The sequence below is a fragment of the Streptomyces sp. NPDC046859 genome (genome assembly GCF_040645135.1).
Lineage (GTDB): Bacteria > Actinomycetota > Actinomycetes > Streptomycetales > Streptomycetaceae > Streptomyces.
This window is the reverse complement of record NZ_JBEYXR010000005.1, coordinates 95989-117730: the sequence shown is the minus strand read 5'-3', so window position 1 is coordinate 117730 and position 21742 is coordinate 95989. Positions and strand designations below refer to the sequence as shown.

Genomic DNA, 21742 nt, shown 5'->3' with positions numbered 1-21742 from the left:
GCCGACCCTACTGATCCGCGGCGGGCGCGCCGGAACCGGCGTCGCCGACGAGCACGTCCGCGTCGAAGCAGGTCCGGGCGCCGGTGTGGCAGGCGGCGCCGACCTGGTCGACCTGGACGAGGAGCGTGTCGGCGTCGCAGTCCAGGGCGACCGACTTCACCCATTGGACGTGACCGGAGGTGTCGCCCTTGACCCAGTACTCGCGGCGGCTGCGCGACCAGTAGGTGCAGCGGCCGGTGGTCAGCGTGCGATGCAGCGCCTCGTCGTCCATCCAGCCGAGCATCAGCACCTCGCGGGTGTCGTACTGCTGGGCGATGGCGGGCAGGAGTCCGTCCGCGCTGCGCTTGAGGCGTGCGGCGATCTCGGGGTCCAGCCCGCTGGGCGTGCGGGGCGTGCTCGTGGTCATGCCTGCCATTGTGCCGCGCGCGGCCGGCTGTTCCGGGCGGCGTCCACTGGGCGGACCCGGTACGTGGTCGTAGGCTGACAGCATGTCGACCTTCGCACAGCGTGAACGACTCCTCCTCGCCGACCTCCTGGAGGCCGAGGGCCCCGAGGCCCCGACGCTCTGCGAGGGCTGGCGCACCCGTGATCTCGCGGCGCACGTGGTGGTGCGCGAGCGCCGGCCCGACGCGGCCGCCGGCATGCTGATCAAGCAGCTGGGGCCCCGCCTGGACAAGGCGATGGCGGAGTTCTCGGCGAAGCCGTACGAGGAGCTGCTCCAGCTCATCCGGACCGGCCCGCCGCGCTTCTCGCCCTTCCAGCTCAAGCAGATCGACGAGGCGTCGAACACCGTCGAGTTCTACGTCCACACGGAGGACGTGCGCCGGGCGCAGCCGGACTGGACGCCGCGCGAGCTGGACCCGGTCTTCCAGGACGCGCTGTGGTCCCGCCTGGAGCGCGCCGCCCGCCTGATGGGCCGGGGCGCCCCCACGGGCCTGGTGCTGCGCCGCCCCGACGGCCAGACGGTGGTCGCCCACCGCGGCACCCCGGTGGTCACGGTGACCGGCGAACCCTCGGAGCTGCTGCTCTTCGCGTACGGCCGGCAGAGCGCCGCGAGGGTCGAGCTGGACGGCGACAAGGACGCGATCGCCAAGCTGCACGAGACGAAGCAGCTCGGGATCTGAGGGGCCGTCCTGTCGATCGGGCCGGTCAGCGCACCGGGTGCCCGGCGCCTCGCAGCGCGTCCTTGACCTGGCCGATCCTGAGGTCGCCGAAGTGGAACACCGACGCCGCCAGCACCGCGTCGGCGCCCGCCTCGACGGCGGGGGTGAAGTCGGCGAGCTTGCCGGCGCCGCCGGAGGCGATCACCGGGATCGTCACGTGCTTGCGCACGGCCCGGATCATCTCCAGGTCGTAGCCGTCCTTGGTGCCGTCCGCGTCCATCGAGTTCAGCAGTATCTCGCCGGCGCCCAGCTCGGCCGCGCGGTGCGCCCACTCCACGGCGTCGATGCCGGTTCCCTCGCGGCCGCCGTGGGTGGTGACCTCGAAGGTGCCCTCGGGGGTGCGGCGCGCGTCGACGGAGAGGACGAGCACCTGGCGGCCGAAGCGTTCGGCGATCTCCCGGATGAGGTCCGGGCGGGCGATGGCCGCCGTGTTGACGCCGACCTTGTCGGCTCCGGCGCGCAGCAGCCTGTCCACGTCCTCCGCGGTGCGGACGCCGCCGCCGACGGTCAGCGGGATGAACACCTGCTCGGCGGTGCGGCGCACCACGTCGTACGTCGTCTCCCGGTTGCCCGAGGAGGCGGTGATGTCCAGGAACGTCAGCTCGTCGGCGCCCTCGGCGTCGTACACCTTGGCCATCTCGACGGGGTCGCCCGCGTCGCGCAGGTTCTGGAAGTTGACGCCCTTGACGACCCGGCCGTTGTCCACGTCCAGGCAGGGGATGACTCGGACCGCCAGGGTCATTGATCCACGGCTCCTCTGTATGCCTCTAGCTCTACTTCGACCAGGATGCGCGGGTCGACGAACCCCTCCACGACCAGCAGTGTCGTGATGGGGCGCACCGGGTCGAAGATCTCCTTGTGGGCGCGGCCCACCTCGTCCACGTCCCGTTGGTGGCTCAGGTACATCCGGGTGCGGACGACCGACTCCGGACCGAGGCCGAACGCGGCGATCGCCTCCAGCGCGCCCGCGAAGGCCACCTTGGCCTGCTCGTACGGGTCGCCCTCCCCGTACAGCGTCGGTCCCCGGAAGGCGGTGGTGCCGCCCACCAGGACGCGGTCGCCGGCCGCGACGGCGCGTGCGAACCCGAAGGACTCCTCCCAGGGGCTTTCGCTCCGCACGCGCCGCACGGGTTCGGACGTCATGACGCCACTGCCTCCAGGGCCTCTTCCAGCGTGAACGCCTTCGCGTACAGGGCCTTGCCGACGATGGAGCCCTCGACGCCGAGCGGGACGAGCTCGGCGATGGCCCGCAGGTCGTCCAGCGAGGACACGCCGCCGGAGGCGACGACGGGGCGGTCCGTGACCGCGCAGACGTTCTTCAGGAGTTCCAGGTTGGGGCCCTGGAGGGTGCCGTCCTTGGCGATGTCGGTGACGACGTACCGCGCACAGCCCTCCTTGTCGAGGCGCTCCAGCGTCTCGTAGAGGTCGCCGCCGTCGCGGGTCCAGCCGCGGCCGCGCAGGGTGGTGCCGCGCACGTCCAGGCCGACGGCGATCTTGTCGCCGTGCTCGGCGATCACCTTGGCGACCCACTCGGGGCTCTCCAGGGCGGCCGTGCCGAGGTTGACGCGGGTGCAGCCGGTGGCGAGCGCGGCGGCGAGGGAGGCGTCGTCGCGGATGCCGCCGGACAGCTCGACCTTGATGTCCATGGCCTTCGCGACCTCCGCGATCAGCTCGCGGTTGTCGCCGGTGCCGAACGCGGCGTCCAGGTCGACCAGGTGCAGCCACTCGGCGCCGGACCGCTGCCAGGCGAGGGCGGCCTCCAGCGGGGAGCCGTAGGAGGTCTCGGTGCCGGACTCGCCGTGCACGAGGCGGACGGCCTGGCCGTCGCGGACGTCGACGGCGGGGAGGAGTTCGAGCTTGGCCATGTCTCTACAGGCTTCCGATCCAGTTGGTGAGCAGCTGCGCGCCGGCGTCGCCGGACTTCTCGGGGTGGAACTGGGTGGCCCACAGTGCGCCGTTCTCCACGGCGGCCACGAACGGCTCGCCGTGCGTCGACCAGGTGACCTTGGGGGCGGTCATCAGCGGGTTCTCGGTCTGGAAGCTCCAGTCGTGCACGGCGTAGGAGTGCACGAAGTAGAAGCGCGCGTCGGCGTCCAGGCCGGCGAAGAGCTCGCTGCCGCCGGCCGCCTCGACGGTGTTCCAGCCCATGTGGGGCACGATGTCGGCCTGCAGCGGCTCGACCGAGCCCGGCCATTCGCCCAGGCCCTCGGCCTCGACGCCGTGCTCGATGCCGCGCGCGAAGAGGATCTGCATGCCGACGCAGATGCCCATGACGGGGCGTCCGCCGGACAGCCGCCGGTCGATGATCCAGTCGCCGCGGGCGTCGGTGAGGCCCTGCATGCAGGCGGCGAAGGCGCCGACGCCGGGCACGAGCAGCCCGTCGGCGTTCATGGCCTTGTCGAAGTCACGGGTGATCTCGACGTCGGCCCCGGCGCGGGCGAGGGCCCGCTCGGCGGAGCGTACGTTGCCGAAGCCGTAGTCGAAGACCACGACGTTCTTGGTGGTCAATTCCACACCTCCAGCCTCAAGACGCCGGCGACGAGGCACAGCGCGGCACTGACGGAGAGCAGCACGACGAGGCTCTTGGGCATCTGCTGCTTGGCGAAGGAGATGATGCCGCCGACCAGGAAGAGGCCGACGACGATCAGGACGGTGGACAGCCCGTTCATGGGTTACAGCGCGCCCTTCGTCGACGGCAGGATGCCGGCCGCGCGCGGGTCGCGCTCGGAGGCGTAGCGCAGGGCGCGGGCGAGGGCCTTGAACTGGCACTCCACGATGTGGTGGGCGTTGCGTCCGTAGGGCACGTGCACGTGCAGCGCGATCTGGGCCTGCGCGACGAACGACTCCAGGATGTGCCGGGTCATGGTGGTGTCGTACTCGCCGATCATCGGCGCCATGTTCTCGGGCTCGGTGTGCACGAGGTAGGGGCGGCCGGAGAGGTCGACGGTGACCTGGGCGAGGGACTCGTCCAGCGGGACCGTGCAGTTGCCGAAGCGGTAGATGCCCACCTTGTCGCCGAGGGCCTGCTTGAAGGCGGCGCCCAGCGCGAGGGCGGTGTCCTCGATGGTGTGGTGGGAGTCGATGTGCAGGTCGCCCTCGGTCTTGACCGTGAGGTCGAACAGGCCGTGGCGGCCGAGCTGGTCGAGCATGTGGTCGTAGAAGCCGACGCCGGTCGCCACGTCGACCTTGCCGGACCCGTCGAGGTCGATCTCGACGAGGACCGAGGTCTCCTTCGTCACCCGCTCTATGCGTCCTACGCGGCTCATGCGCTCTGCTCCTTCTTCATGTCACGGACCGCGTCGAGGAACGCGTCGTTCTCTTCGGGGGTGCCGGCGGTGACCCGCAGCCAGCCGGGCACGCCGTTGTCCCGGACCAGGACGCCCCGGTCGAGGATCTGCCGCCAGACGGCGTGCGCGTCGGCGAAGCGCCCGAACTGCACGAAGTTGGCGTCCGAGGCGGTGACCTCGTAGCCGATGGCGAGCAGTTCGGTCACCAGCCGGTCGCGCTCGGCCTTCAGCTGCTCGACGTACTTCAGCAGCGTGCCGGTGTGCTCCAGGGCGGCCAGGGCGGTCGCCTGGGTGACGGCCGACAGGTGGTACGGCAGGCGGACGAGCTGGACGGCGTCGACCACGGCGGGGTCGGCGGCGAGGTAGCCGAGGCGCAGGCCGGCGGCGCCGAACGCCTTGGACATGGTCCGGGACACCACCAGGTGGGGCCGGCCCTCGATCAGCGGCAGCAGCGAGTCGCCGTGGCTGAACTCCACGTACGCCTCGTCGACCACGACCATCGACGGCTTCGCCGCCTGCGCGGCCTCGTACAGGGCGACGACGGTCTCGCGCGGGACCGCGTTGCCGGTGGGGTTGTTGGGGGTGGTGATGAAGACGACGTCGGGCCGGTGCTCGGCGATGGCCTTCTCGGCGGCGGCGAGGTCGATGGTGAAGTCCTCGTTGCGCGGCCCGGAGATCCAGCCGGTGCCGGTGCCGCGCGCGATGAGCGCGTGCATCGAGTACGACGGCTCGAAGCCGATCGCGGTGCGGCCGGGTCCGCCGAAGGTCTGCAGCAGTTGCTGGATGACCTCGTTGGAGCCGTTGGCCGCCCAGACGTTGGCGAGGCCCACCGGGTGGCCGGAGGTGTCGCTGAGGTAGGCGGCGAGCCGGGTGCGCAGCTCGACGGCGTCCCGGTCGGGGTAGCGGTTGAGGTCGCGGGCGGCCTCGCGGACGCGCTCGGTGATCCGCTCGACCAGCGGCGCGGGCAGCGGGTAGGGGTTCTCGTTGGTGTTGAGCCGTACGGGGACGTCCAGCTGGGGCGCTCCGTAGGGGGACTTGCCGCGCAGCTCGTCCCGTACGGGCAGGTCGTCGATGTCGGTCACTTGCTCTCGGGTACCTTCCAGCCGAACCGTGCCTTGATCGCCGCGCCGTGTGCCGGCAGGTCCTCCGCCTCCGCCAGGGTCACGACGTGGTGCGCGACCTCGGCGAGCGCGTCGCGGGTGTAGTCCACGATGTGGATGCCGCGCAGGAAGGACTGGACGGACAGGCCCGACGAGTGGCAGGCGCAGCCGCCGGTGGGCAGGACGTGGTTGGAGCCGGCCGCGTAGTCGCCGAGGGAGACCGGCGCCCAGGGGCCGATGAAGATCGCGCCGGCGTTGCGCACGCGGTCCGCGACGGCGGCGGCGTCGGCGGTCTGGATCTCCAGGTGCTCGGCGCCGTAGGCGTCGACGACCCGCAGGCCCTCGTCGACGCCGTCGACGAGGACGATCGCGGACTGCTTGCCCTTCAGGGCCGGCACGATCCGGTCGTCGATGTGCTTGGTGGCCGCGATCTGCGGCTCCAGCTCCTTCTCCACCGCGTCCGCGAGCTCCACGGAGTCGGTGACGAGGACGGCGGCGGCCAGCGGGTCGTGCTCGGCCTGGCTGATCAGGTCGGAGGCGACGTGCACCGGGTCGGCCGTGGAGTCCGCGAGGATCGCGATCTCGGTGGGGCCGGCCTCGGCGTCGATGCCGATCCTGCCGGTGAAGTAGCGCTTGGCGGCGGCGACCCAGATGTTGCCGGGGCCGGTGACCATGTTCGCGGGCGGGCAGGACTCGGTGCCGTGCGCGAACATCGCGACGGCGGTGGCGCCGCCGGCCGCGTACACCTCGTCGACGCCGAGCAGCGCGCAGGCGGCGAGGATCGTGGGGTGCGGCAGCCCGCCGAACTCGGCCTGGGCCGGTGAGGCGAGCGCGATCGACTCGACGCCGGCCTCCTGGGCCGGGACGGCGTTCATGATCACGGACGACGGGTAGACCGAGCGGCCGCCGGGCGCGTACAGGCCGACGCGGTCGACGGGCACCCACTTCTCGGTGACCGAGCCGCCGGGGACGACCTGGGTGGTGTGCGCGGCGCGGCGCTGCTCGCGGTGGACGAGGCGGGTGCGGCGGATGGACTCCTCCAGGGCCGCGCGCACGGCCGGGTCGAGCTCCGCGAGGGCCTTGTCGAGGGCCTCCGCGGGGACCCGTACCCGGTCGAGCCGGACTCCGTCGAACTTCTCGGCGAAGTCGATCAGCGCCGCGTCTCCCCGATGATGCACGGCCTCGCAGATGGGACGCACCTTCTCCAGGGCGGCCGCTACGTCGAAGTCGGCTCGGGGCAGCAGGTCGCGCAGGGCGGGGCCCTCGGGAAGGGCGTCGCCGCGCAGATCGATTCGGGAGATCACGTACCCAATTCTCTCAGACCCGCGTCCGGCCCCGTGGACGCGTATCAATGGCTGATACAGAGCGTCCGGGGAACCCGGAAGATCCCCTTCACGTCTTGCGTTCGGGGCGTCACTCAGCGGGCATCACGGTGGTACGGGTCCACCGACTCGCGAGTAGCCGAGGAGGATGAGAAGGACGTGACCGAGGGGGCCGGCATCCGGGACGGGGACCTGCCGGACGATCTGACCGCCGCCGAGGCCGGGATGTGGCAGGCGTTCCGCAACGGCAGCGTGTACGACCTCAGCAGCGGCGACACGGTCGTCGACGATCCGCACGGCGGGCACCCCTGGGGCGAGGAGCGGACCGTGCGGGCCCGCATCGTGTGCTGGCTGCTGCTGGACGGGCCGCGGGCGCTGGCGGGCCGGGTCTCCTCGCTGAAGCTGGTGGGTGTGCAGGTCAGCGGCGCGCTGGACCTGGCGGGCGGCACCGTGCACCCGTACGTCGAGATGCGGGGCTGCCGCTTCGAGCGGGAGGTCCTGCTGCCGGAGGCCCGGTTCACCACGCTGCGGCTGGTGGACTGCTCGGTGCCGCGCCTGGAGGCGGCGCGGGTGCACACCGAGGGCGATCTGCATCTGCCGCGCTGCCGCTTCCACAACGGGGTGCGGATCACGGACGCGCACATAGGCACGGATCTGCTGCTCAGCCAGGCGGTGGTGTACCGGGACCGCAGCGGCCGTTCGATCGCCGGGGACGGCATGAGCGTCGGCCAGGACCTGCAGGCCGAGATGCTGGAGTCGCACGGCGAGCTGAGTCTGCGCGGCGCGAGCATCGGCGTGTCGCTGAGCCTGCGCGGGGCGCGGCTGGTCAACCCGTACACCCGGCTCGCGCTGAACGCGCCGCAGCTGACCGTGGGGCGGACCCTGTACCTGACCCCGGCGGGGGTCGGCAGTCCGCTGCTGAGCGGGCGCACCCCCGCGCGCGGGACGCGGGTGCAGCGGTTCGAGTGCCGGGGCGGGGTGCGGCTGGACGACGGGCGGTTCGGGGACGCGGTCGACCTGGAGCGGGCCCGGTTCGTCTTCACGGACGAGCAGGAGCTGTCGATGCGCCGCATCCAGACGCCGGAGCTGCGCTTCCTCGGGGAGCGGATGGAGCGCGGCCGGGTGGTGCTGTCGGGGGCGCGGGTGGTCAACCTGATGGACCGGGCGGACGCCTGGCCGGGGCCGGGACTGCTGCACATGGGCGGCTTCGGCTACGAGAACCTGGTGCCGCGCGGCCCGTTCCCGCTGGAGCGGCGGCTGGAGTGGGTGGCCGCCGCGACGGCCGAGTACAACCCGGAGCCGTACGAGCTGCTGGCCTCCGTGCTGCGGGCGGGCGGGGAGGACGAGGACGCGCGCGAGGTGCTGCTCGCCAAGCAGCGCCGGCGGCGCGAGACGCTGCCGCCCGCCGGGAAGCTGTGGGGATACGTCCAGGACTGGATGGTCGCCTACGGCTATCGGCCCGGACGGGCCGCGGTCTGGATGGCGATCCTGTGGGCGGCGGGCTCGGTGGCCTTCGGGTACGCCGACCATCCGCCGATCAAGGGCGGCGAGCACCCGGCATGGAACCCGACGCTGTTCGCGCTGGACCTGCTGCTGCCGGTGATCGATCTGGGGCAGGTGGGGTTCTGGCAGCTCAGGGGCGTCTGGCAGTGGCTGGCGGCGGCGATGATCCTGCTGGGCTGGATCCTCGCGACGACCGTGGCGGCGGGGGCGACCCGGACGCTGCGCCGCAGCTGAGACCGGGGCGGGGCTCTGGGTGATGTGGGGATTTGTGTGACCCACGAGCTGATTTCATGGATGTCCGACTGTTGTTGAACACTTGACCTTTACCGGTTCTTGACCTGCCGGGATACAACTTTCGCCGTCTTGGCCGTTCCCTCTGGCGCGGGCGTGAGCTGCGGACTTTCAATGGTCGACACCATGGCTCTGCCGCTTCCGTTCGGCCGGGCGTCACGGACGCCCAGGCCCTCAGCGCAGCATCCCGCCGCCGGGCTCCCCGCCGACGACGAGGTGCTCCTCGACGCGCCCGACGACCGCCTCGGCCCCGCGCTGGTCGCGGCCGGGCAGGGGTCCCACCGCACCGCGGCGGACCTGCTCGCCGCCACCCGCGCGCACCGGCGGTGGGAGGACCGCGACCGGTACGTCCTGCGTCTGGCCGCCTTCGCCCGCTCCCGGCCGGAGTGGGTGCAGGCCTGGTACGCGGCCGCGCCGGACGACCCGGACGTCCTGCTGCTGCGCGCCCAGCTCGCCGTGGACCACGCCTGGCGGTCCCCGGCCCGTGCCGAGCTGCTGCGCGGCGTGAGTCCGCTGATCACCGCCGCCGCCCGGGCCGACGACCGCGACCCGGTGCCCTGGCGGCTCGCCCTGGACCACGCGCGCGGCTCCCGCGCCGGGCACACCTACTTCGGGGAGCTGTGGGAGGCGGCCCTGCGCCGTGCGCCGCTGCACTACGGCTGCCATGTCGCCGCCCTGCGCTATCTGGCCTCCTCCTGGCACGGCTCCCACCGGGAGTGCCTGGACTTCGCCGACCGGGCCGCCCAGGACTCCCCCGCCGACTCCCTCGTCCAGGCGCTGCCGGCCCGGGCGGCGCTCGCCTACCTGCACGACGGGTGCGGCCCCGGCGTGCCTCCGGAGCGGTTGCACGCGGCGGCCGACCGGGCGGTCGCGCTGTCGGCCCGGTTCCCGGCGGCCGACCCCTGGCCGGCCGCGGTGCGCAACAAGCTCACGTACGTCCTGGTCGAGCTCGGCCGCTGGGAGGACGCCCTGGATCAGCTGCGGCTGATCGGGCCGTACGCCACGTCCTACCCGTGGAGCCGGTTCGCGGAGGATCCGCTGAGCCGCTTCCTGGAGGTGCGGCACCAGGTCCGGCGGCACGTGGGCCCGGCCTCGGCTCCGGGGCGCTCCGGGCATCCACCAGGTGGGCGCGCCGGACGCGCCGGTCGGCGCGACCACTAGGCTTTGGCGCCGTGACCGTCCGCCTTCCGCTCTTCCCCCTGAACTCGGTGCTCTTCCCCGGGCTCGTCCTGCCGCTGAACGTCTTCGAGGAGCGGTACCGCGCCATGATGCGCGAGCTCCTGAAAACCCCCGAGGAGGATCCGCGCCGTTTCGCCGTGGTCGCCATCCGCGACGGCCACGAGGTGGCCGCGAGCGCCCCCGGGATGCCCGATCCCACCGCCGTGCCCGAGCGCGGCCCCACGGCGGGCTTCGGGCCCGACCCGCTCCAGGCCTTCCACTCCGTGGGGTGCGTCGCGGACGCGGCGACGATCCGCGAGCGGGCCGACGGCACGTTCGAGGTGCTGGCGACGGGCACGACCCGGGTGCGGCTCGTCTCCGTGGACGCCTCGGGCCCCTTCCTGACGGCCGAGCTGGAGGAGCTCACCGAGGAGCCGGGCGACGAGGCGGGAGCTCTCGCGGAAGGCGTGCTGCGGGCCTTCCGGCAGTACCAGAAACGTCTCGCCGGCGCCCGTGAGCGGTCCGTGTCCACCACCGCCGACCTGCCGGACCAGCCGTCCGTCGTGTCCTATCTCGTGGCCGCCGCGATGATGCTGGACACCCCGACCAAGCAGCGGCTGCTCCAGGCCCCGGACACCGCGTCCCGGCTGCGCGACGAGCTGAAACTCCTTCGCGCCGAGACCTCGATCATCCGTACCCTGCCCTCGCTCCCGGCGTCGGACCTGACCCGCGGACCGACCAGTCTCAACTGACGCACCACCCTGGGGAACGGCCACCGATGGCGAAGAAGTCGAAGAAGCAGCAGCCGGGCGGTACGCCGGCCACGGTCGCGCTGACCGCGGCCGGTGTCGCGTACACCGTCCACTCCTACGAGCACGACCCCGCGCACCCCTCGTACGGCGAGGAGGCCGCGCAGGCGATGGGCGTCTCACCGGACCGGGTCTTCAAGACGCTGGTCGCGGACGTGGACGGCGCCCTGACCGTCGCGGTCGTCCCGGTGGCGGGCCAGCTGGACCTCAAGGCGCTGGCGGCGGCGGTCGGCGGCAAGCGCGCCGCCATGGCGGACCCGGCGCTCGCCGAGCGCACGACCGGCTATGTGCGGGGCGGCATCTCCCCGCTGGGCCAGCGCAAGAAGCTGCCCACGGTCCTGGACGCCTCCGCCTCGGACCACGACACGATCTGCGTCTCGGCGGGTCGCCGGGGCCTGGAGGTCGAGCTCTCCCCCGGCGACCTGGCGGCGCTCACCGGCGCGGTCCTCGCTCCCGTCGGGCGTGCGTGAACCCTCGGCAGCGGGGCCGTCCCTCGGTCGAGTGCGTCGAGCACGTCGAGCACGTCGAGCACGGAGGATGTGCCGAAGAGGACGCGCAAGCGGAAGTGGCGTAGCGGGAAGGGCCGTTCGAACGACGGGCACCGCCGCCCGGCGTGACGTGACGGTCCACGCTCGGGGGGCCGGCCTCCGTGCCTCAGGCCACGGGCCCGCCGTGCGCGTCCTTCGCCCGCCCCTGCGGGGGCTGCTGCTGATACGGGTCCGGATCCCGCGGGCCGAACAGCGCCGTCAGCCCGAGATGCACCACCAGGGCCGCGAGCGGCCAGGCCAGCCAGGCCCCCTTCGCGCCCAGCTTCAGCGGCGCCGGGAAGGTGACGCCCTTGCCCACCGCCTTGGCGTGGGCGACGACGTTCTCCGTGGGGCCGAGCCAGACCCCGATGCGCCACGCCAGCAGCGACCCGAGGAAGCCGCCCAGGGCCAGCCCCACCACCAGCGGCACACCGCCGCGCCGCCGCCACAGGAACACGGCCACGGCGCTCACCAGGCCGAACGCGAGCGCGAGCAGCGTGAACGTGCCGTCCACCCCGATGGCCTGCTCGCCCTCGGAGTCCTTGAAGTACACGACCCAGCCGTCGTCGACGACGTCCCCCACGAGCGGCACGCTGGGCGCCAGCCGCCACCACAGAACCCCCAGCAGCGCGCCGAGCAGCGCGACCACCACGGTGACCACGGCGCCCTCGCGCAGTTCGGTCTTCATACCGGGACCGTCCTGTCCGTACGAGCCCGGCGCGCCGTACGGGCCGGGCTCGCCCTTCGGGCCTCCGGCGGCGTCGGATATGGCGTCGTGCGGCACGGCGGCCGTGTACCCGGCAGCGGGCGGCCCCCACCCTCCGGGGGAGGACGGGTCACGCGGCGGCGGAGGAGGAGTCAGCGGAGCGGTCACCCTGCCATCGTGCCAGGCCGCCGGCTGGGGCGCGTCACCGGACGGCCGCCCGGCGGTAGGCCCAGGTGGCGACGGCCAGCGAGACGACGCCGACCACCGCGCACACCGCCAGGTCACCGAGGACGAACGCCCAGGAGGGCCGCTCCCCGAAGGTCCGCGCGAACGCCTCCACGCCGTAGGTCGAGGGCAGCAGGTCGCGGGTGAACCGGACCACCTCGGGCATCCGGTCGGCGGGCAGGACGCCCAGCAGCAGCGCCGCCGACATCCCGAGCTGCCCGAGCAGCGTGGCCAGCTCGGGGCGCGGCGCGAGCAGGCCGAGGGCGGCGCCGAGGCCGGCGAGGGCGGCTCCGGCGAGCGGGATCACCGCGACGAGGATCCACAGATGGGTCATCGGCAGACCGAACAGCAGGCAGCCGGACACCGCGGTCACCACGGTCCCCGGCACCGTGAAGGAGGCGTACGCGCCGGCCGCGCCGAGCACCACGGCCGCGGGCGGCACCGGAAGCGTGGCGTAGTGGTCGAGTCCGCCGCTGGCGCGCAGCTGCCCGAAGTACTGGGCGAGCAGGTTCAGCGCGACGAAGGCGACGACCAGCACCGACGAGCCGGCCACCACGGCCTGCGCCTCGGTCCCGCCGTCGACGACGCCGCGCATCAGGACCATGATGCCGACCGACTGGAAGGTCGCCACGAACAGCAGCGGGATGCGCGCGACCCGCGCCCGGGACAGCTGGGCCCGGTACACGGCGCACAGCGACGGCCCCAGCCGTGCGCGCGGCCCGAGCTCGGCCGGGGCCCGGCCGGACGTCTCGTCCGCGGCCAGGGCGCCACCCGGCAGAACCTCGGCGGGTACGACACTCACGTGGCGCTGCTCCCTTTCGCACGGGGGATCGAGACATCGGTGGCCCTGACGCGTACGGCGTCCTGTACGGATGCGGGGGTCCGCGTGCTCACGCCTTCACCAGTCCCTTCCGCGCGGCACCGCCCAGCGCCAGGTAGACGTCCTCCAGGCTGGGCGTGGCGAGCGTGAAGTCGTCGAGCGCGGCGAAGGCGGCCCCGCCGGTGACGGTGGCGACGACCGTGCGGGCCTCCTCGGGGGCGAGCCGCAGGGTCCAGCGGCGGCCGGACTCGAGGGCGCGGTCCTGGAGCGCGGCGACCTCGGGCACCTCCAGGGGCGCCCGCTCCCGCCACAGCAGTTCGACGCGGACCTCGCCCGCGACCCGTTCCTTGAGGCCGGACGGGGTGTCGCAGGCGATGACCCGGCCCCGGTCGAGGACGGCGACCCGGTCGAGGACGGTCTCGGCCTCGATGACGTTGTGGGTGACGAGCAGCACGGTGGTGCCCCGCTCGGCCCGGCGGCGGTCCACGGCCGACCACACGGCCCGCCGGGCCACCGGGTCCATGCCGGTGGTCGGCTCGTCCAGGACGAGCAGCGGCCGCTCCCCCACCAGCGCGGCGGCGAAGCAGGCCAGCCGCCGCTGCCCTCCGGAGAGCTTCTTCAGGGGGCGGCCGGCGATCGAGGCGAGCCCCAGTTCGTCGAGGACGGCGTCCCGCTCGGCCCGGGCCCGCCGGACGTCCAGGCCGCGCAGCCGTCCGGTGGTCTCGGCGGCGAGGGACACGGTCAGCTCGTCCAGGGCCGACGACTCCTGGCCGAGGTAGGCGAGGATCCGCGCGGCCCGCTCGGGGTGGCGCACGATGTCGTGCCCGAGGATCTCGACACTGCCGGAGTCGGGCCGCATCAGCCCGGTCAGCTGCCGTACGAGGGTGGTCTTGCCGGCACCGTTGGGTCCGAGCAGCCCGAAGATCTCGCCCTGGGCGATGTCGAGCCGGACGTCGTCGGTGGCCCGCAGCTCGGGGGTGCCGGGCGCTCCGCGCCGCCCCCGGACCGCCGGGTAGGTCTTGGTCAGCCCGCGCACGGCACACACGACGTCACCACCGTGCCGAAGTGCCTGTCCCGCGCGCGTACTCACAAGGCACGAGGGTACGGGGTCCGGGTGCCCGATCCGTCCCCGGGGCGGCCGGTCGCGGCGAATCGCCAGTTTGCCGCCCGCGTCGGGCACGCCGGGCGCGGGGCACGGCGGGCCGGGCTCAGTCCCCGGTGGACGCGTGTTCCGCCGTCCGTAGGTCGATCTCGCGCCAGAACCCGGCGCGGATCGCGTACCGGTCGTGCTCGTCGATCTGGTCGTCCTTGTGGGCGAGCAGCCCGAAGCGGGCCGCGTACCGCAGCAGCTCGCCGTCGATCCGGTGCGGGATGCGCGGGTACATCGAGGACAGCTTCTGCAGGTGCCCCTGCTCCCCCAGCCGTCCCATCCACCGGCGCGCGAAGACCTGCCCGACCTCGTACGGGTCGCCGCCGACCGTCGTGATGTCCTCCTCGCGGTCCGCCCAGCGCTGCTCGGCGGTGGTGAGCTGCGCGAGGGTCGGCATGGAGGCGATCTCGGGCGGTTCGGACGCGGCGCCGGGACGTTCGATCCAGCCCTTGTCCGAGGACCAGCGCAGGGTGGCGCTCGCCGGGTGCTGGGCGGTCTGGACGCCGGGTGCGCGCAGGGCGGCGAGGTCCTTCGGGGTGGGGACGCCCTTGGGCGCCGGGACCCGCTCCGGGGCGCGGGTGCCCGCGTCGGCGGCCGGGGCGTGCTCGGGCTCCTCGGAGGGGCGCTCGGCCGTCGCGCCGAGCGCGGAGTCCGGCAGGGGCGCGGACAGGATCGCGGCGATCTCCGGACGGGGCACCGGCGCCGGCGCGCACACACCGGTGAGCTCCTTGGCGCGTACGGCCTGGGTGATCCAGGCGCGGTCGAGCACCCGCCGTTCGTCCGCCTCGGCGACCAGGTCCTCGGACTGGTTGTAGTCGCCGTCGGCGGCCTGCACGGCCCACAGGTGGACGGCGACCCCGTGCTCCTTGGCGGCCATCATGCCCGGCAGCAGGTCCCCGTCGCCGGTGACCAGCACCACGTCGGAGCAGGCGCGGTTGCGGGCGAGTTCGGTGAGTTCGGCGTGCATCGCGGCGTCCACGCCCTTCTGCGCCCAGCGGCCGTCGCTGCGGGTCAGGGCGCCCAGCCGGACGGTGACCCGCGGCATCACGCGCAGCCGGCGGTGTTCGGGCTGCGGGACGCGGTCGGGGGCGCCGTCGAACCAGTAGATGCGCAGCAGGGGCTGCTGGGTGTCCGACTCGGCGCGTTGGCGCAACGCCTGGATGAGGGCGGCGTGGTCGACGCTGATCCGGGACCGGGAGGGTTCCCCGGCGAGCAGGCTGGCGGCGGCCCCCAGCAGATACCCGGCGTCCACCAGGACGATGCAGCGGTCCACACGACTCACCCTCTTCCCGGGAGGTTTGCTTCAGGCTTTCTTCGAGTCTGCCCGACCGTACGGGGGTTAACGGGCCGAACTCGATCTTCGGCGTGGCGTTTCGGCGTATCGGGCCCGCGCCTCGGCGGGGCGGGCGTCCCGACAGCCGCCACTACACAGGGTAATTATCCGACATGCATTCTTTGTCAGCCTATGTGAATCTGGTCCCGGCCCTGGCCCCTAGATCCCCCACAGGAGGCAGATCACCATGGCCAAGAACAAGAAGCAGGACCGTAAGCAGCCCCAGTCCGCGCGTGGTGCCCGGCAGAGCGACACCACGGTGATGGAGTCGCCGGCGGAGCCCGCGCTCGCGCAGGCGAGCCCGGGCGACATCGCCCGCAAGGGCCGGCAGAAGCGCTTCGGTCACAACTGAGATCTGCGTAAGGGTTGTTGAGACCCGGACACGACGAAGGGGCGCGTCCCGTGCGGGACGCGCCCCTTTCGTACGGCTGCGGGTGACCGCTCAGCCGGCCAGGCAGGAGGGGCCGAGCAGCACCTTGAGATCGCCGAACAGCGCCGGATCGGGCTTCACCCGGTGCCGGTCGAGACGCAGCACCGTCGTCCTGGTCGGGCCCTGGAGCTTGATGCGGACCTCGCTCTCGCCCCTGTGGTGGCTGAGGATCTCGCCGAGCCGGCTGACCATCGGCGGGGTCACCTTCATCGCCGGGATGGTGAGGATCACCGGCGCGTTGGCGCCCGCGTTGGACAGGTCGGGGACCTGGAGCTCCATCGCGACGAGCCGCGGCACGTCCTCGCGCTTGTCGAGCCGGCCCTTGACGAACACGACCGCGTCCTCGACGAGTTGGGTGGACACGAGCTGGTAGGTCGCCGGGAAGAACATGCACTCGATGGAGCCCGCGAGGTCCTCGACCGTGGCGATCGCCCAGGCGTTGCCCTGCTTGGTCATCTTGCGCTGCAGGCCCGAGATGATGCCGCCGATGGTGACGACCGCGCCGTCCGCGTGCTCGCCGCCGGTGAGCTGGGAGATGCCCGCGTCCGCCTTGTCGGACAGCACGTGCTCCAGGCCGAAGAGCGGGTGGTCGGAGACGTACAGACCGAGCATCTCCCGCTCCTGGGCGAGCAGATAGGTCTTGTCCCACTCCTCGTCGGTGAAGGTGACGTCGAGGCCGAAGCCCGGTTCGTCGCCCTGCTCCTCGCCCATCCCGCCGAAGAGGTCGAACTGGCCCTCCGCCTCCTTGCGCTTGACCGCCACCACGTTGTCGATCATCGGCTCGAAGTGGGCAGTGAGGCCCTTGCGGGTGTGCCCGAGGCTGTCGAACGCGCCCGCCTTGATCAGCGACTCGGTGGTCCGCTTGTTGCAGGCGGCCGCGTCGATCTTGTCGAGGTAGTCGGGGAAGGAGGAGTACTTCCCCTTCGCCTTGCGGCTCTTGATGATCGACTCGACCACGTTGGTGCCCACGTTGCGGACGGCCTCGAGGCCGAAGAGGATCACGTCGTCGCCCTGGGCGGCGAAGTTGTGCACCGACTCGTTCACGTTCGGCGGAAGCACGCGGATGCCCATGCGGCGGCACTCGTTGAGGTAGATCGCCGACTTGTCCTTGTCGTCCTTGACGGACGTGAGCAGCGCGGCCATGTACTCGGCCGGGTGGTTCGCCTTGAGGTAGGCGGTCCAGTACGACACCAGGCCGTACGCGGCCGAGTGCGCCTTGTTGAACGCGTAGCCCGCGAACGGGACCAGCACGTCCCACAGGGCCTGGATCGCCTCGTCGCTGTAGCCGTTCTTGCGGGCACCGGCCTGGAAGATCGCGAAGTTCTTCGCCAGTTCCTCGGGCTTCTTCTTGCCCATCACGCGGCGGAGGATGTCGGCCTCGCCGAGCGAGTACCCGGCGATGATCTGGGCGGCCTTCTGCACCTGCTCCTGGTAGACGATCAGGCCGTGGGTGACGTCCAGGACCTCCCGCAGCGGCTCCTCCAGCTCCGGGTGGATCGGCGTGATCTCCTGCTGCTTGTTCTTGCGCAGCGCGTAGTTCGTGTGGGAGTTCATGCCCATGGGGCCCGGGCGGTACAGGGCCGACACGGCGGAGATGTCTTCGAAGTTGTCCGGCTTCATCAGGCGCAGCAGGGAGCGCATGGGGCCGCCGTCGAACTGGAAGACACCGAGGGTGTCGCCGCGCTGGAGCAGTTCGAAGGTCGTGGGGTCGTCCAGCGGGAGGCTCAGGAGATCGATGTCGATCCCCTTGTTGGACTTCACCATCTTCACGGCGTCGTCCATGATCGTCAGGTTCCGCAGGCCGAGGAAGTCCATCTTCAGCAGGCCGAGCGACTCGCAGCTCGGGTAGTCCCACTGCGTGATGGTCACGCCGTCGGTGTGCCGGACCCAGACGGGCACGTGCTCGGTGATGGTCTCGCTGGACATGATCACGCCGGCGGCGTGCACGCCCATCTGCCGGACCAGGCCCTCCACGCCGCGCGCGGTGTCGATGACCTTCTTCACGTCCGGTTCGTTCTCGTACATCGCGCGGACCTCGCCCGCCTCCGAGTACCGGGGGTGGTTCGGGTCGGTGATGCCGGAGAGCGGGATGCCCTTGCCGAGGACGTCGGCGGGCATGGCCTTGGTGATGCGGTCGCCCATCGCGTACGGGTAGCCCAGCACGCGCGCGGAGTCCTTGATCGCGTTCTTGGCCTTGATGGTGCCGTAGGTGCCGATCATGGCGACCTTGTCGGCGCCGTACTTCTCCGTCACGTACCGGATCACCTCGACGCGCCGGCGCTCGTCGAAGTCGATGTCGACATCGGGCATGGAGATGCGCTCGGGGTTGAGGAACCGCTCGAAGATCAGGCCGTGCGGGATGGGGTCGAGGTCGGTGATGCCCATCGCGTAGGCGACGATCGAACCGGCCGCGGAGCCTCGGCCGGGGCCGACGGCGATGCCGTTGTTCTTCGCCCACATGATGAAGTCGGCCACGACGAGGAAGTAGCCGGGGAAGCCCATCGAGATGATGACGTCCATCTCGTAGTCGGCCTGCCTCTGCCGGTCCTCGGGGATGCCGCCGGGGTAGCGGCGCTCCATGCCCCGGCGGACCTCCTCCTTGAACCAGGTGACCTCGGTGTAGCCCTCGGGGATGTCGAACTTGGGCATCAGGTCGCGCTTCTCGAACATGCCCGTGGTGTCGACCATCTCGGCGACCAGCAGCGTGTTGGCGCAGCCCTCCTGCCAGGCGTCCGAGGAGTCGATGGCGTACATCTCGTCCGTGGACTTCAGGTAGTAGCCGGTGCCGTCGAACTTGAAGCGGTCCGGGTCGGAGAGGTTCTTGCCGGTCTGGATGCACAGCAGGGCGTCGTGGGCGGTCGCCTCGTGCGCGTACGTGTAGTGCGAGTCGTTGGTGACCAGCGGCGGGATGCCGAGCTTCCTGCCGATCTCCAGGAGGCCGTCGCGGACCCGGTGCTCGATGTCGATGCCGTGGTCCATCAGCTCCAGGAAGTACCGGTCCTTGCCGAAGATGTCCTGGTAGTCGGCGGCGGCCTTGAGCGCCTCGTCGAACTGGCCGAGCCGCAGCCGGGTCTGCACCTCGCCGGAGGGGCAGCCGGTGGAGGCGACGATCCCCTCGGACCACTGGGAGATGGTCTCCTTGTCCATCCGGGGCCACTTCTGCAGCCAGCCCTCGGCGTAGGCGTCGGAGGAGAGACGGAAGAGGTTGTGCAGCCCCGTGCTGTTCACGGCCCACATCGTCTTGTGGGTGTAACCACCGGAACCGGAGACGTCGTCCCGCTTCTGGTGCGGCTGGCCCCACTGGATCTTGCGCTTGTTGCGCCGGGACTCGGGGGCGACATACGCCTCGATCCCGATGATCGGGGTGATCCCGGCCTTCTGCGCGGAGTGGAAGAAGTCGTACGCCCCGTGGAGGTTGCCGTGGTCGGACATGGCGATATGGGTCATGCCCATCTCGTTGCACGCGTCGAACATGTCCTTCAGCCGCGCGGCACCGTCCAGCAGCGAGTACTGGGTGTGGACGTGCAGGTGCGTGAACGGCGGCTTGGACACGACGTGGCCTCCATGGAAAACACTCGGTGACAGGCGGGCGGACACTTCCGGGGACAGCGTCGAAGTCTATGCCTCGGGACTGACACCTACGGGTCTCCCCCGCGTACCTTCACACCGAGGGCCCGCGGGCACTTTCCGGCGGGCCCGCCCGTTCGATACGACGGAGACGCTGTCGTACACACGCACCAGGAGGCACCCAGCGATGTCGGTCCCCCAGCTCAGCGACGAGCAGCGCGGCGACGAGATCCTCGCCGTCTTCGACACCGCCTTCGGCGAGCTCCTGGCCGCCGACCCGGCCGCGTTCCGCGTGAAGTTCCGGAAGATGGCGGCCTCGGCCTTCGCGTTCTACCGGGGCACGGCGTGCCTCTTCTACCACGACCTGGACGCGGAGAAGCAGGGCGGCCCGTACCTGGACGAGCGCACCTCGCGCGTGTGGATCCACGGCGACCTGCACGCGGAGAACTTCGGCACGTACATGGACTCCAACGGCCGGCTGGTCTTCAACGTCAACGACTTCGACGAGGCCTACGTCGGCCCGTTCACCTGGGACCTCAAGCGCTTCGCCGCCTCGATCGCCCTCATCGGCTACGCCAAGGCGCTCAGCGACGACCAGATCACCGAGCTGGTGCGGATCTACGCGGACGCCTACCGCGCGCGTGTCCACGCCCTCGCGACCGGCGCCAAGAGCGACGAGGTGCCGCCCTTCACGCTGGACACCGCCGAGGGCCCGCTGCTGGGCGCCCTGCGCGCCGCCCGCTCGCTGACCCGCTTCGAGCTGCTGGACTCCATGACGGAGATCCGCGACTTCGAGCGCCGCTTCGCCCCCGGCGGCGGTTCCATCGAGCTGGACGCGGCCACCCGGTACAAGGTGCTCGCGGCCTTCGACGGCTATCTGGAGACGCTGCCGGACGCCTCGCTGGCCCGCCCCGACTCCTACCGCGTGAAGGACGTGGTGGGGCGGCGCGGCATCGGCATCGGCTCGGCGGGGCTGCCGTCGTACAACATCCTGCTGGAGGGCCACAGCGACGCCCTGGAGAACGATGTGGTGATCTACATCAAGCAGGCCCAGACCCCGGCCGTCTCCCGGCACATCACGGATCCGGCGATCGCCGGGTACTTCCAGCACGAGGGCCACCGCACGGTGATCTCCCAGCGTGCCCTCCAGGCGCACGCCGACCCGTGGCTCGGCTGGACGGAGCTGGACGGCGCGGGCCAGCTGGTCGCTGAGGTCTCGCCGTACGCCGTGGACCTGGACTGGAGCGACATCGACGACCCGGAGGAGATCGCGGAGGTCGTCGCGGACCTCGGCCGGGCCACCGCGGCGATGCACGCGGCGGCGGACGACACCTCCGGGGAGTCGCTGGTGCCGTTCTCCACCGAGCGCGCCATCGACGCGGCGATCGCCGCCGACGAGGAAGGCTTCGCCGGGCTGCTGGTCTCCTTCGCCCACGAGTACGGCGCACGCGCGCGTGCCGACCACCAGATCTTCGTGGACCTGTTCCGCAACGGCCGGATCCCGGGTCTGTGACGAAAGGGTCGCCCACCGCCCTTCCGAGGCCCCTCACAGGCAGCCTTTAGGGGTCTCTTACAGCCCCTCGTGCCACACTCTTCTTTCGTTATGGACATCTCCGGGACCCAGCTGCGAGCGGTACGCGCGGCGCTGTTCACGTCACTCGTGGTGACGCTGAGCACGGCGTCGCACGTCCTGCTGTCCCGGGCACCCCTGCCGCTGAACACGGTGGCCCTGCTGGCGGCCGCCGTGTTCGCCGTGGCGTACGCGCTGGCCGGCCGGGAGCGCAGCTTCGGGCGGATCGCCGCCCTGCTGATCCCGCTGGAGCTGGCCGCCGACACGATCCTCACCACCGGGCAGCACGTCTGCTACGGCAGGGCGGGCGGCCCGGTCGCGGGCCCGCTGGCCTCCGTCGGCTGGGACGTGCTGTGCGGCGACGGCACCCGGGTCGGCACCCCGCTGGCCCAGGTCACCGGCACCGACCCGGACCGGCTCGGCGGGCTCCTCGCCCACGCGGACCCGGCCACCGCCTGGTTCCTGCTCGCCGCCCACGTCGGTGTGGGCCTCGCCGCCGCGGCCTGGCTGCGCCGGGGCGAGCGGGCGCTGGCCCAGCTGCTGTGCGCGGTCGGCGCGACCACGTTCCGGCCGCTGCTGCTGGCGGTCGCGGCGGTGACGGTCCGGCTGACCGCGCCGGCCCGGCGCCTGCCGCGCCCGGCGCACCGGGCCGCCTCCGCCCGCCTCCTGCTCCTCGTGCACTCCCTGGGACGGCGTGGACCGCCGTGCTCGCCCGCGTTCACCGTCGCGTGAACGCGCTCCGAGCAATACGGCCCACCCGTACGTATCCCGCACACGACAT

At 72.0% G+C, this 21742-nt stretch carries 22 protein-coding genes; 8 read left to right on the top strand and 14 right to left on the bottom strand.

What is annotated here, in order from left to right; genetic code table 11:
- Window positions 1-7: 7 nt before the first annotated feature.
- On the bottom strand, window positions 8-415 hold the full coding sequence (hisI, locus tag ABZ899_RS08840; RefSeq protein ID WP_361342827.1) for a phosphoribosyl-AMP cyclohydrolase: 408 nt from the start codon (window positions 413-415) through the stop codon (window positions 8-10).
- Between the two features lie 73 nt (window positions 416-488).
- Between hisI and ABZ899_RS08835 the strand changes: the two genes are divergently transcribed.
- Entirely contained in the window at window positions 489-1124 is a 636-nt protein-coding gene (locus ABZ899_RS08835) for a TIGR03085 family metal-binding protein (protein ID WP_361342824.1), read from the top strand.
- 25 nt (window positions 1125-1149) lie between these two features.
- Here the strand turns inward: ABZ899_RS08835 and hisF are convergent, their stop codons facing one another.
- The 8 genes from hisF to hisD are packed head-to-tail and all read right to left on the bottom strand — an operon-like array spanning window position 1150 to window position 6854.
- Entirely contained in the window at window positions 1150-1905 is a 756-nt protein-coding gene (gene hisF / locus ABZ899_RS08830; RefSeq protein ID WP_361342822.1) for an imidazole glycerol phosphate synthase subunit HisF, read from the bottom strand.
- Complete coding sequence (locus tag ABZ899_RS08825) at window positions 1902-2306, bottom strand: RidA family protein (protein ID WP_361342819.1); 405 nt, start codon at window positions 2304-2306, stop codon at window positions 1902-1904. Before ABZ899_RS08825 ends, hisF begins: the two co-directional genes overlap by 4 nt.
- Window positions 2303-3028 (bottom strand): bifunctional 1-(5-phosphoribosyl)-5-((5-phosphoribosylamino)methylideneamino)imidazole-4-carboxamide isomerase/phosphoribosylanthranilate isomerase PriA, encoded by a 726-nt coding sequence (gene priA, locus ABZ899_RS08820; RefSeq protein ID WP_361342816.1) that lies wholly within the window; start codon window positions 3026-3028, stop codon window positions 2303-2305. The genes ABZ899_RS08825 and priA overlap by 4 nt, the downstream gene beginning before the upstream one ends.
- Window positions 3029-3032: 4 nt before the next feature.
- Complete coding sequence (gene hisH / locus ABZ899_RS08815; protein WP_361342814.1) at window positions 3033-3677, bottom strand: imidazole glycerol phosphate synthase subunit HisH; 645 nt, start codon at window positions 3675-3677, stop codon at window positions 3033-3035.
- Complete coding sequence (locus tag ABZ899_RS08810) at window positions 3668-3832, bottom strand: hypothetical protein (protein ID WP_361342811.1); 165 nt, start codon at window positions 3830-3832, stop codon at window positions 3668-3670. The genes hisH and ABZ899_RS08810 overlap by 10 nt, the downstream gene beginning before the upstream one ends.
- A gap of 3 nt (window positions 3833-3835) precedes the next feature.
- Complete coding sequence (hisB, locus tag ABZ899_RS08805) at window positions 3836-4429, bottom strand: imidazoleglycerol-phosphate dehydratase HisB (protein WP_361342808.1); 594 nt, start codon at window positions 4427-4429, stop codon at window positions 3836-3838.
- Complete coding sequence (locus tag ABZ899_RS08800; protein WP_361342806.1) at window positions 4426-5532, bottom strand: histidinol-phosphate transaminase; 1107 nt, start codon at window positions 5530-5532, stop codon at window positions 4426-4428. The genes hisB and ABZ899_RS08800 overlap by 4 nt, the downstream gene beginning before the upstream one ends.
- The gene (gene hisD, locus ABZ899_RS08795; protein WP_361342803.1) at window positions 5529-6854 is read right to left on the bottom strand and encodes a histidinol dehydrogenase; all 1326 of its coding nucleotides are present in this window, start codon (window positions 6852-6854) and stop codon (window positions 5529-5531) included. The genes ABZ899_RS08800 and hisD overlap by 4 nt, the downstream gene beginning before the upstream one ends.
- Window positions 6855-7031: 177 nt before the next feature.
- Here hisD and ABZ899_RS08790 point away from each other — a divergent pair, with 177 nt between their 5' ends.
- The 4 genes from ABZ899_RS08790 to ybaK all read left to right on the top strand — a co-directional run bounded on the left by ABZ899_RS08790 (window position 7032) and on the right by ybaK (window position 11103).
- A complete protein-coding gene (locus ABZ899_RS08790) occupies window positions 7032-8609 on the top strand; it encodes an oxidoreductase (RefSeq protein ID WP_361342800.1) in 1578 nt (525 codons plus the stop codon).
- 171 nt (window positions 8610-8780) lie between these two features.
- On the top strand, window positions 8781-9827 hold the full coding sequence (locus ABZ899_RS08785) for a hypothetical protein (protein WP_361342797.1): 1047 nt from the start codon (window positions 8781-8783) through the stop codon (window positions 9825-9827).
- Window positions 9828-9838: 11 nt separating this feature from the next.
- Window positions 9839-10576 (top strand): LON peptidase substrate-binding domain-containing protein, encoded by a 738-nt coding sequence (locus ABZ899_RS08780; protein ID WP_361342794.1) that lies wholly within the window; start codon window positions 9839-9841, stop codon window positions 10574-10576.
- A gap of 26 nt (window positions 10577-10602) precedes the next feature.
- Window positions 10603-11103 (top strand): Cys-tRNA(Pro) deacylase, encoded by a 501-nt coding sequence (ybaK, locus tag ABZ899_RS08775; RefSeq protein ID WP_361342791.1) that lies wholly within the window; start codon window positions 10603-10605, stop codon window positions 11101-11103.
- 184 nt (window positions 11104-11287) lie between these two features.
- Here the strand turns inward: ybaK and ABZ899_RS08770 are convergent, their stop codons facing one another.
- The 4 genes from ABZ899_RS08770 to ABZ899_RS08755 all read right to left on the bottom strand — a co-directional run bounded on the left by ABZ899_RS08770 (window position 11288) and on the right by ABZ899_RS08755 (window position 15334).
- Window positions 11288-12034 (bottom strand): hypothetical protein, encoded by a 747-nt coding sequence (locus ABZ899_RS08770; protein ID WP_361342789.1) that lies wholly within the window; start codon window positions 12032-12034, stop codon window positions 11288-11290.
- Between the two features lie 34 nt (window positions 12035-12068).
- On the bottom strand, window positions 12069-12893 hold the full coding sequence (locus ABZ899_RS08765; RefSeq protein WP_361342786.1) for an ABC transporter permease: 825 nt from the start codon (window positions 12891-12893) through the stop codon (window positions 12069-12071).
- A gap of 88 nt (window positions 12894-12981) precedes the next feature.
- The gene (locus ABZ899_RS08760) at window positions 12982-13956 is read right to left on the bottom strand and encodes an ABC transporter ATP-binding protein (RefSeq protein ID WP_361343550.1); all 975 of its coding nucleotides are present in this window, start codon (window positions 13954-13956) and stop codon (window positions 12982-12984) included.
- A gap of 163 nt (window positions 13957-14119) precedes the next feature.
- Window positions 14120-15334, bottom strand: a complete 1215-nt coding sequence (locus ABZ899_RS08755) for an NYN domain-containing protein (RefSeq protein ID WP_361342783.1) — start codon at window positions 15332-15334, stop codon at window positions 14120-14122.
- A 247-nt stretch (window positions 15335-15581) separates the two neighbouring features.
- On the opposite strand from ABZ899_RS08755, the gene ABZ899_RS08750 reads away from it, so the two are divergent.
- Window positions 15582-15746: a hypothetical protein gene (locus tag ABZ899_RS08750; protein ID WP_361342780.1), complete on the top strand. Its 165-nt coding sequence runs from the start codon at window positions 15582-15584 to the stop codon at window positions 15744-15746.
- 90 nt (window positions 15747-15836) lie between these two features.
- On the opposite strand, the gene dnaE is transcribed toward ABZ899_RS08750, so the two are convergent.
- Window positions 15837-19376, bottom strand: coding sequence for a DNA polymerase III subunit alpha (gene dnaE, locus ABZ899_RS08745; protein ID WP_361342777.1), 3540 nt, complete (start codon window positions 19374-19376; stop codon window positions 15837-15839).
- Between the two features lie 202 nt (window positions 19377-19578).
- Between dnaE and ABZ899_RS08740 the strand changes: the two genes are divergently transcribed.
- Together ABZ899_RS08740 and ABZ899_RS08735 are read left to right on the top strand one after the other, a co-directional pair.
- Entirely contained in the window at window positions 19579-20904 is a 1326-nt protein-coding gene (locus ABZ899_RS08740; RefSeq protein ID WP_361342774.1) for a DUF2252 domain-containing protein, read from the top strand.
- 90 nt (window positions 20905-20994) lie between these two features.
- Window positions 20995-21693, top strand: a complete 699-nt coding sequence (locus tag ABZ899_RS08735) for a hypothetical protein (protein ID WP_361342772.1) — start codon at window positions 20995-20997, stop codon at window positions 21691-21693.
- The last annotated feature ends 49 nt before the right edge of the window (window positions 21694-21742 follow it).

What these genes read in the sequence shown, in the direction of transcription:
- hisI (WP_361342827.1), bottom strand. Translation starts at nt 415, where the DNA reads ATGGCAGGCATGACCACGAGCACGCCCCGCACGCCCAGCGGGCTGGAC.
- ABZ899_RS08835 (WP_361342824.1), top strand. Translation starts at nt 489, where the DNA reads ATGTCGACCTTCGCACAGCGTGAACGACTCCTCCTCGCCGACCTCCTG.
- hisF (WP_361342822.1), bottom strand. Translation starts at nt 1,905, where the DNA reads ATGACCCTGGCGGTCCGAGTCATCCCCTGCCTGGACGTGGACAACGGC.
- ABZ899_RS08825 (WP_361342819.1), bottom strand. Translation starts at nt 2,306, where the DNA reads ATGACGTCCGAACCCGTGCGGCGCGTGCGGAGCGAAAGCCCCTGGGAG.
- priA (WP_361342816.1), bottom strand. Translation starts at nt 3,028, where the DNA reads ATGGCCAAGCTCGAACTCCTCCCCGCCGTCGACGTCCGCGACGGCCAG.
- ABZ899_RS08810 (WP_361342811.1), bottom strand. Translation starts at nt 3,832, where the DNA reads ATGAACGGGCTGTCCACCGTCCTGATCGTCGTCGGCCTCTTCCTGGTC.
- hisB (WP_361342808.1), bottom strand. Translation starts at nt 4,429, where the DNA reads ATGAGCCGCGTAGGACGCATAGAGCGGGTGACGAAGGAGACCTCGGTC.
- ABZ899_RS08785 (WP_361342797.1), top strand. Translation starts at nt 8,781, where the DNA reads ATGGTCGACACCATGGCTCTGCCGCTTCCGTTCGGCCGGGCGTCACGG.
- ybaK (WP_361342791.1), top strand. Translation starts at nt 10,603, where the DNA reads ATGGCGAAGAAGTCGAAGAAGCAGCAGCCGGGCGGTACGCCGGCCACG.
- ABZ899_RS08750 (WP_361342780.1), top strand. Translation starts at nt 15,582, where the DNA reads ATGGCCAAGAACAAGAAGCAGGACCGTAAGCAGCCCCAGTCCGCGCGT.
- ABZ899_RS08740 (WP_361342774.1), top strand. Translation starts at nt 19,579, where the DNA reads ATGTCGGTCCCCCAGCTCAGCGACGAGCAGCGCGGCGACGAGATCCTC.
- ABZ899_RS08735 (WP_361342772.1), top strand. Translation starts at nt 20,995, where the DNA reads ATGGACATCTCCGGGACCCAGCTGCGAGCGGTACGCGCGGCGCTGTTC.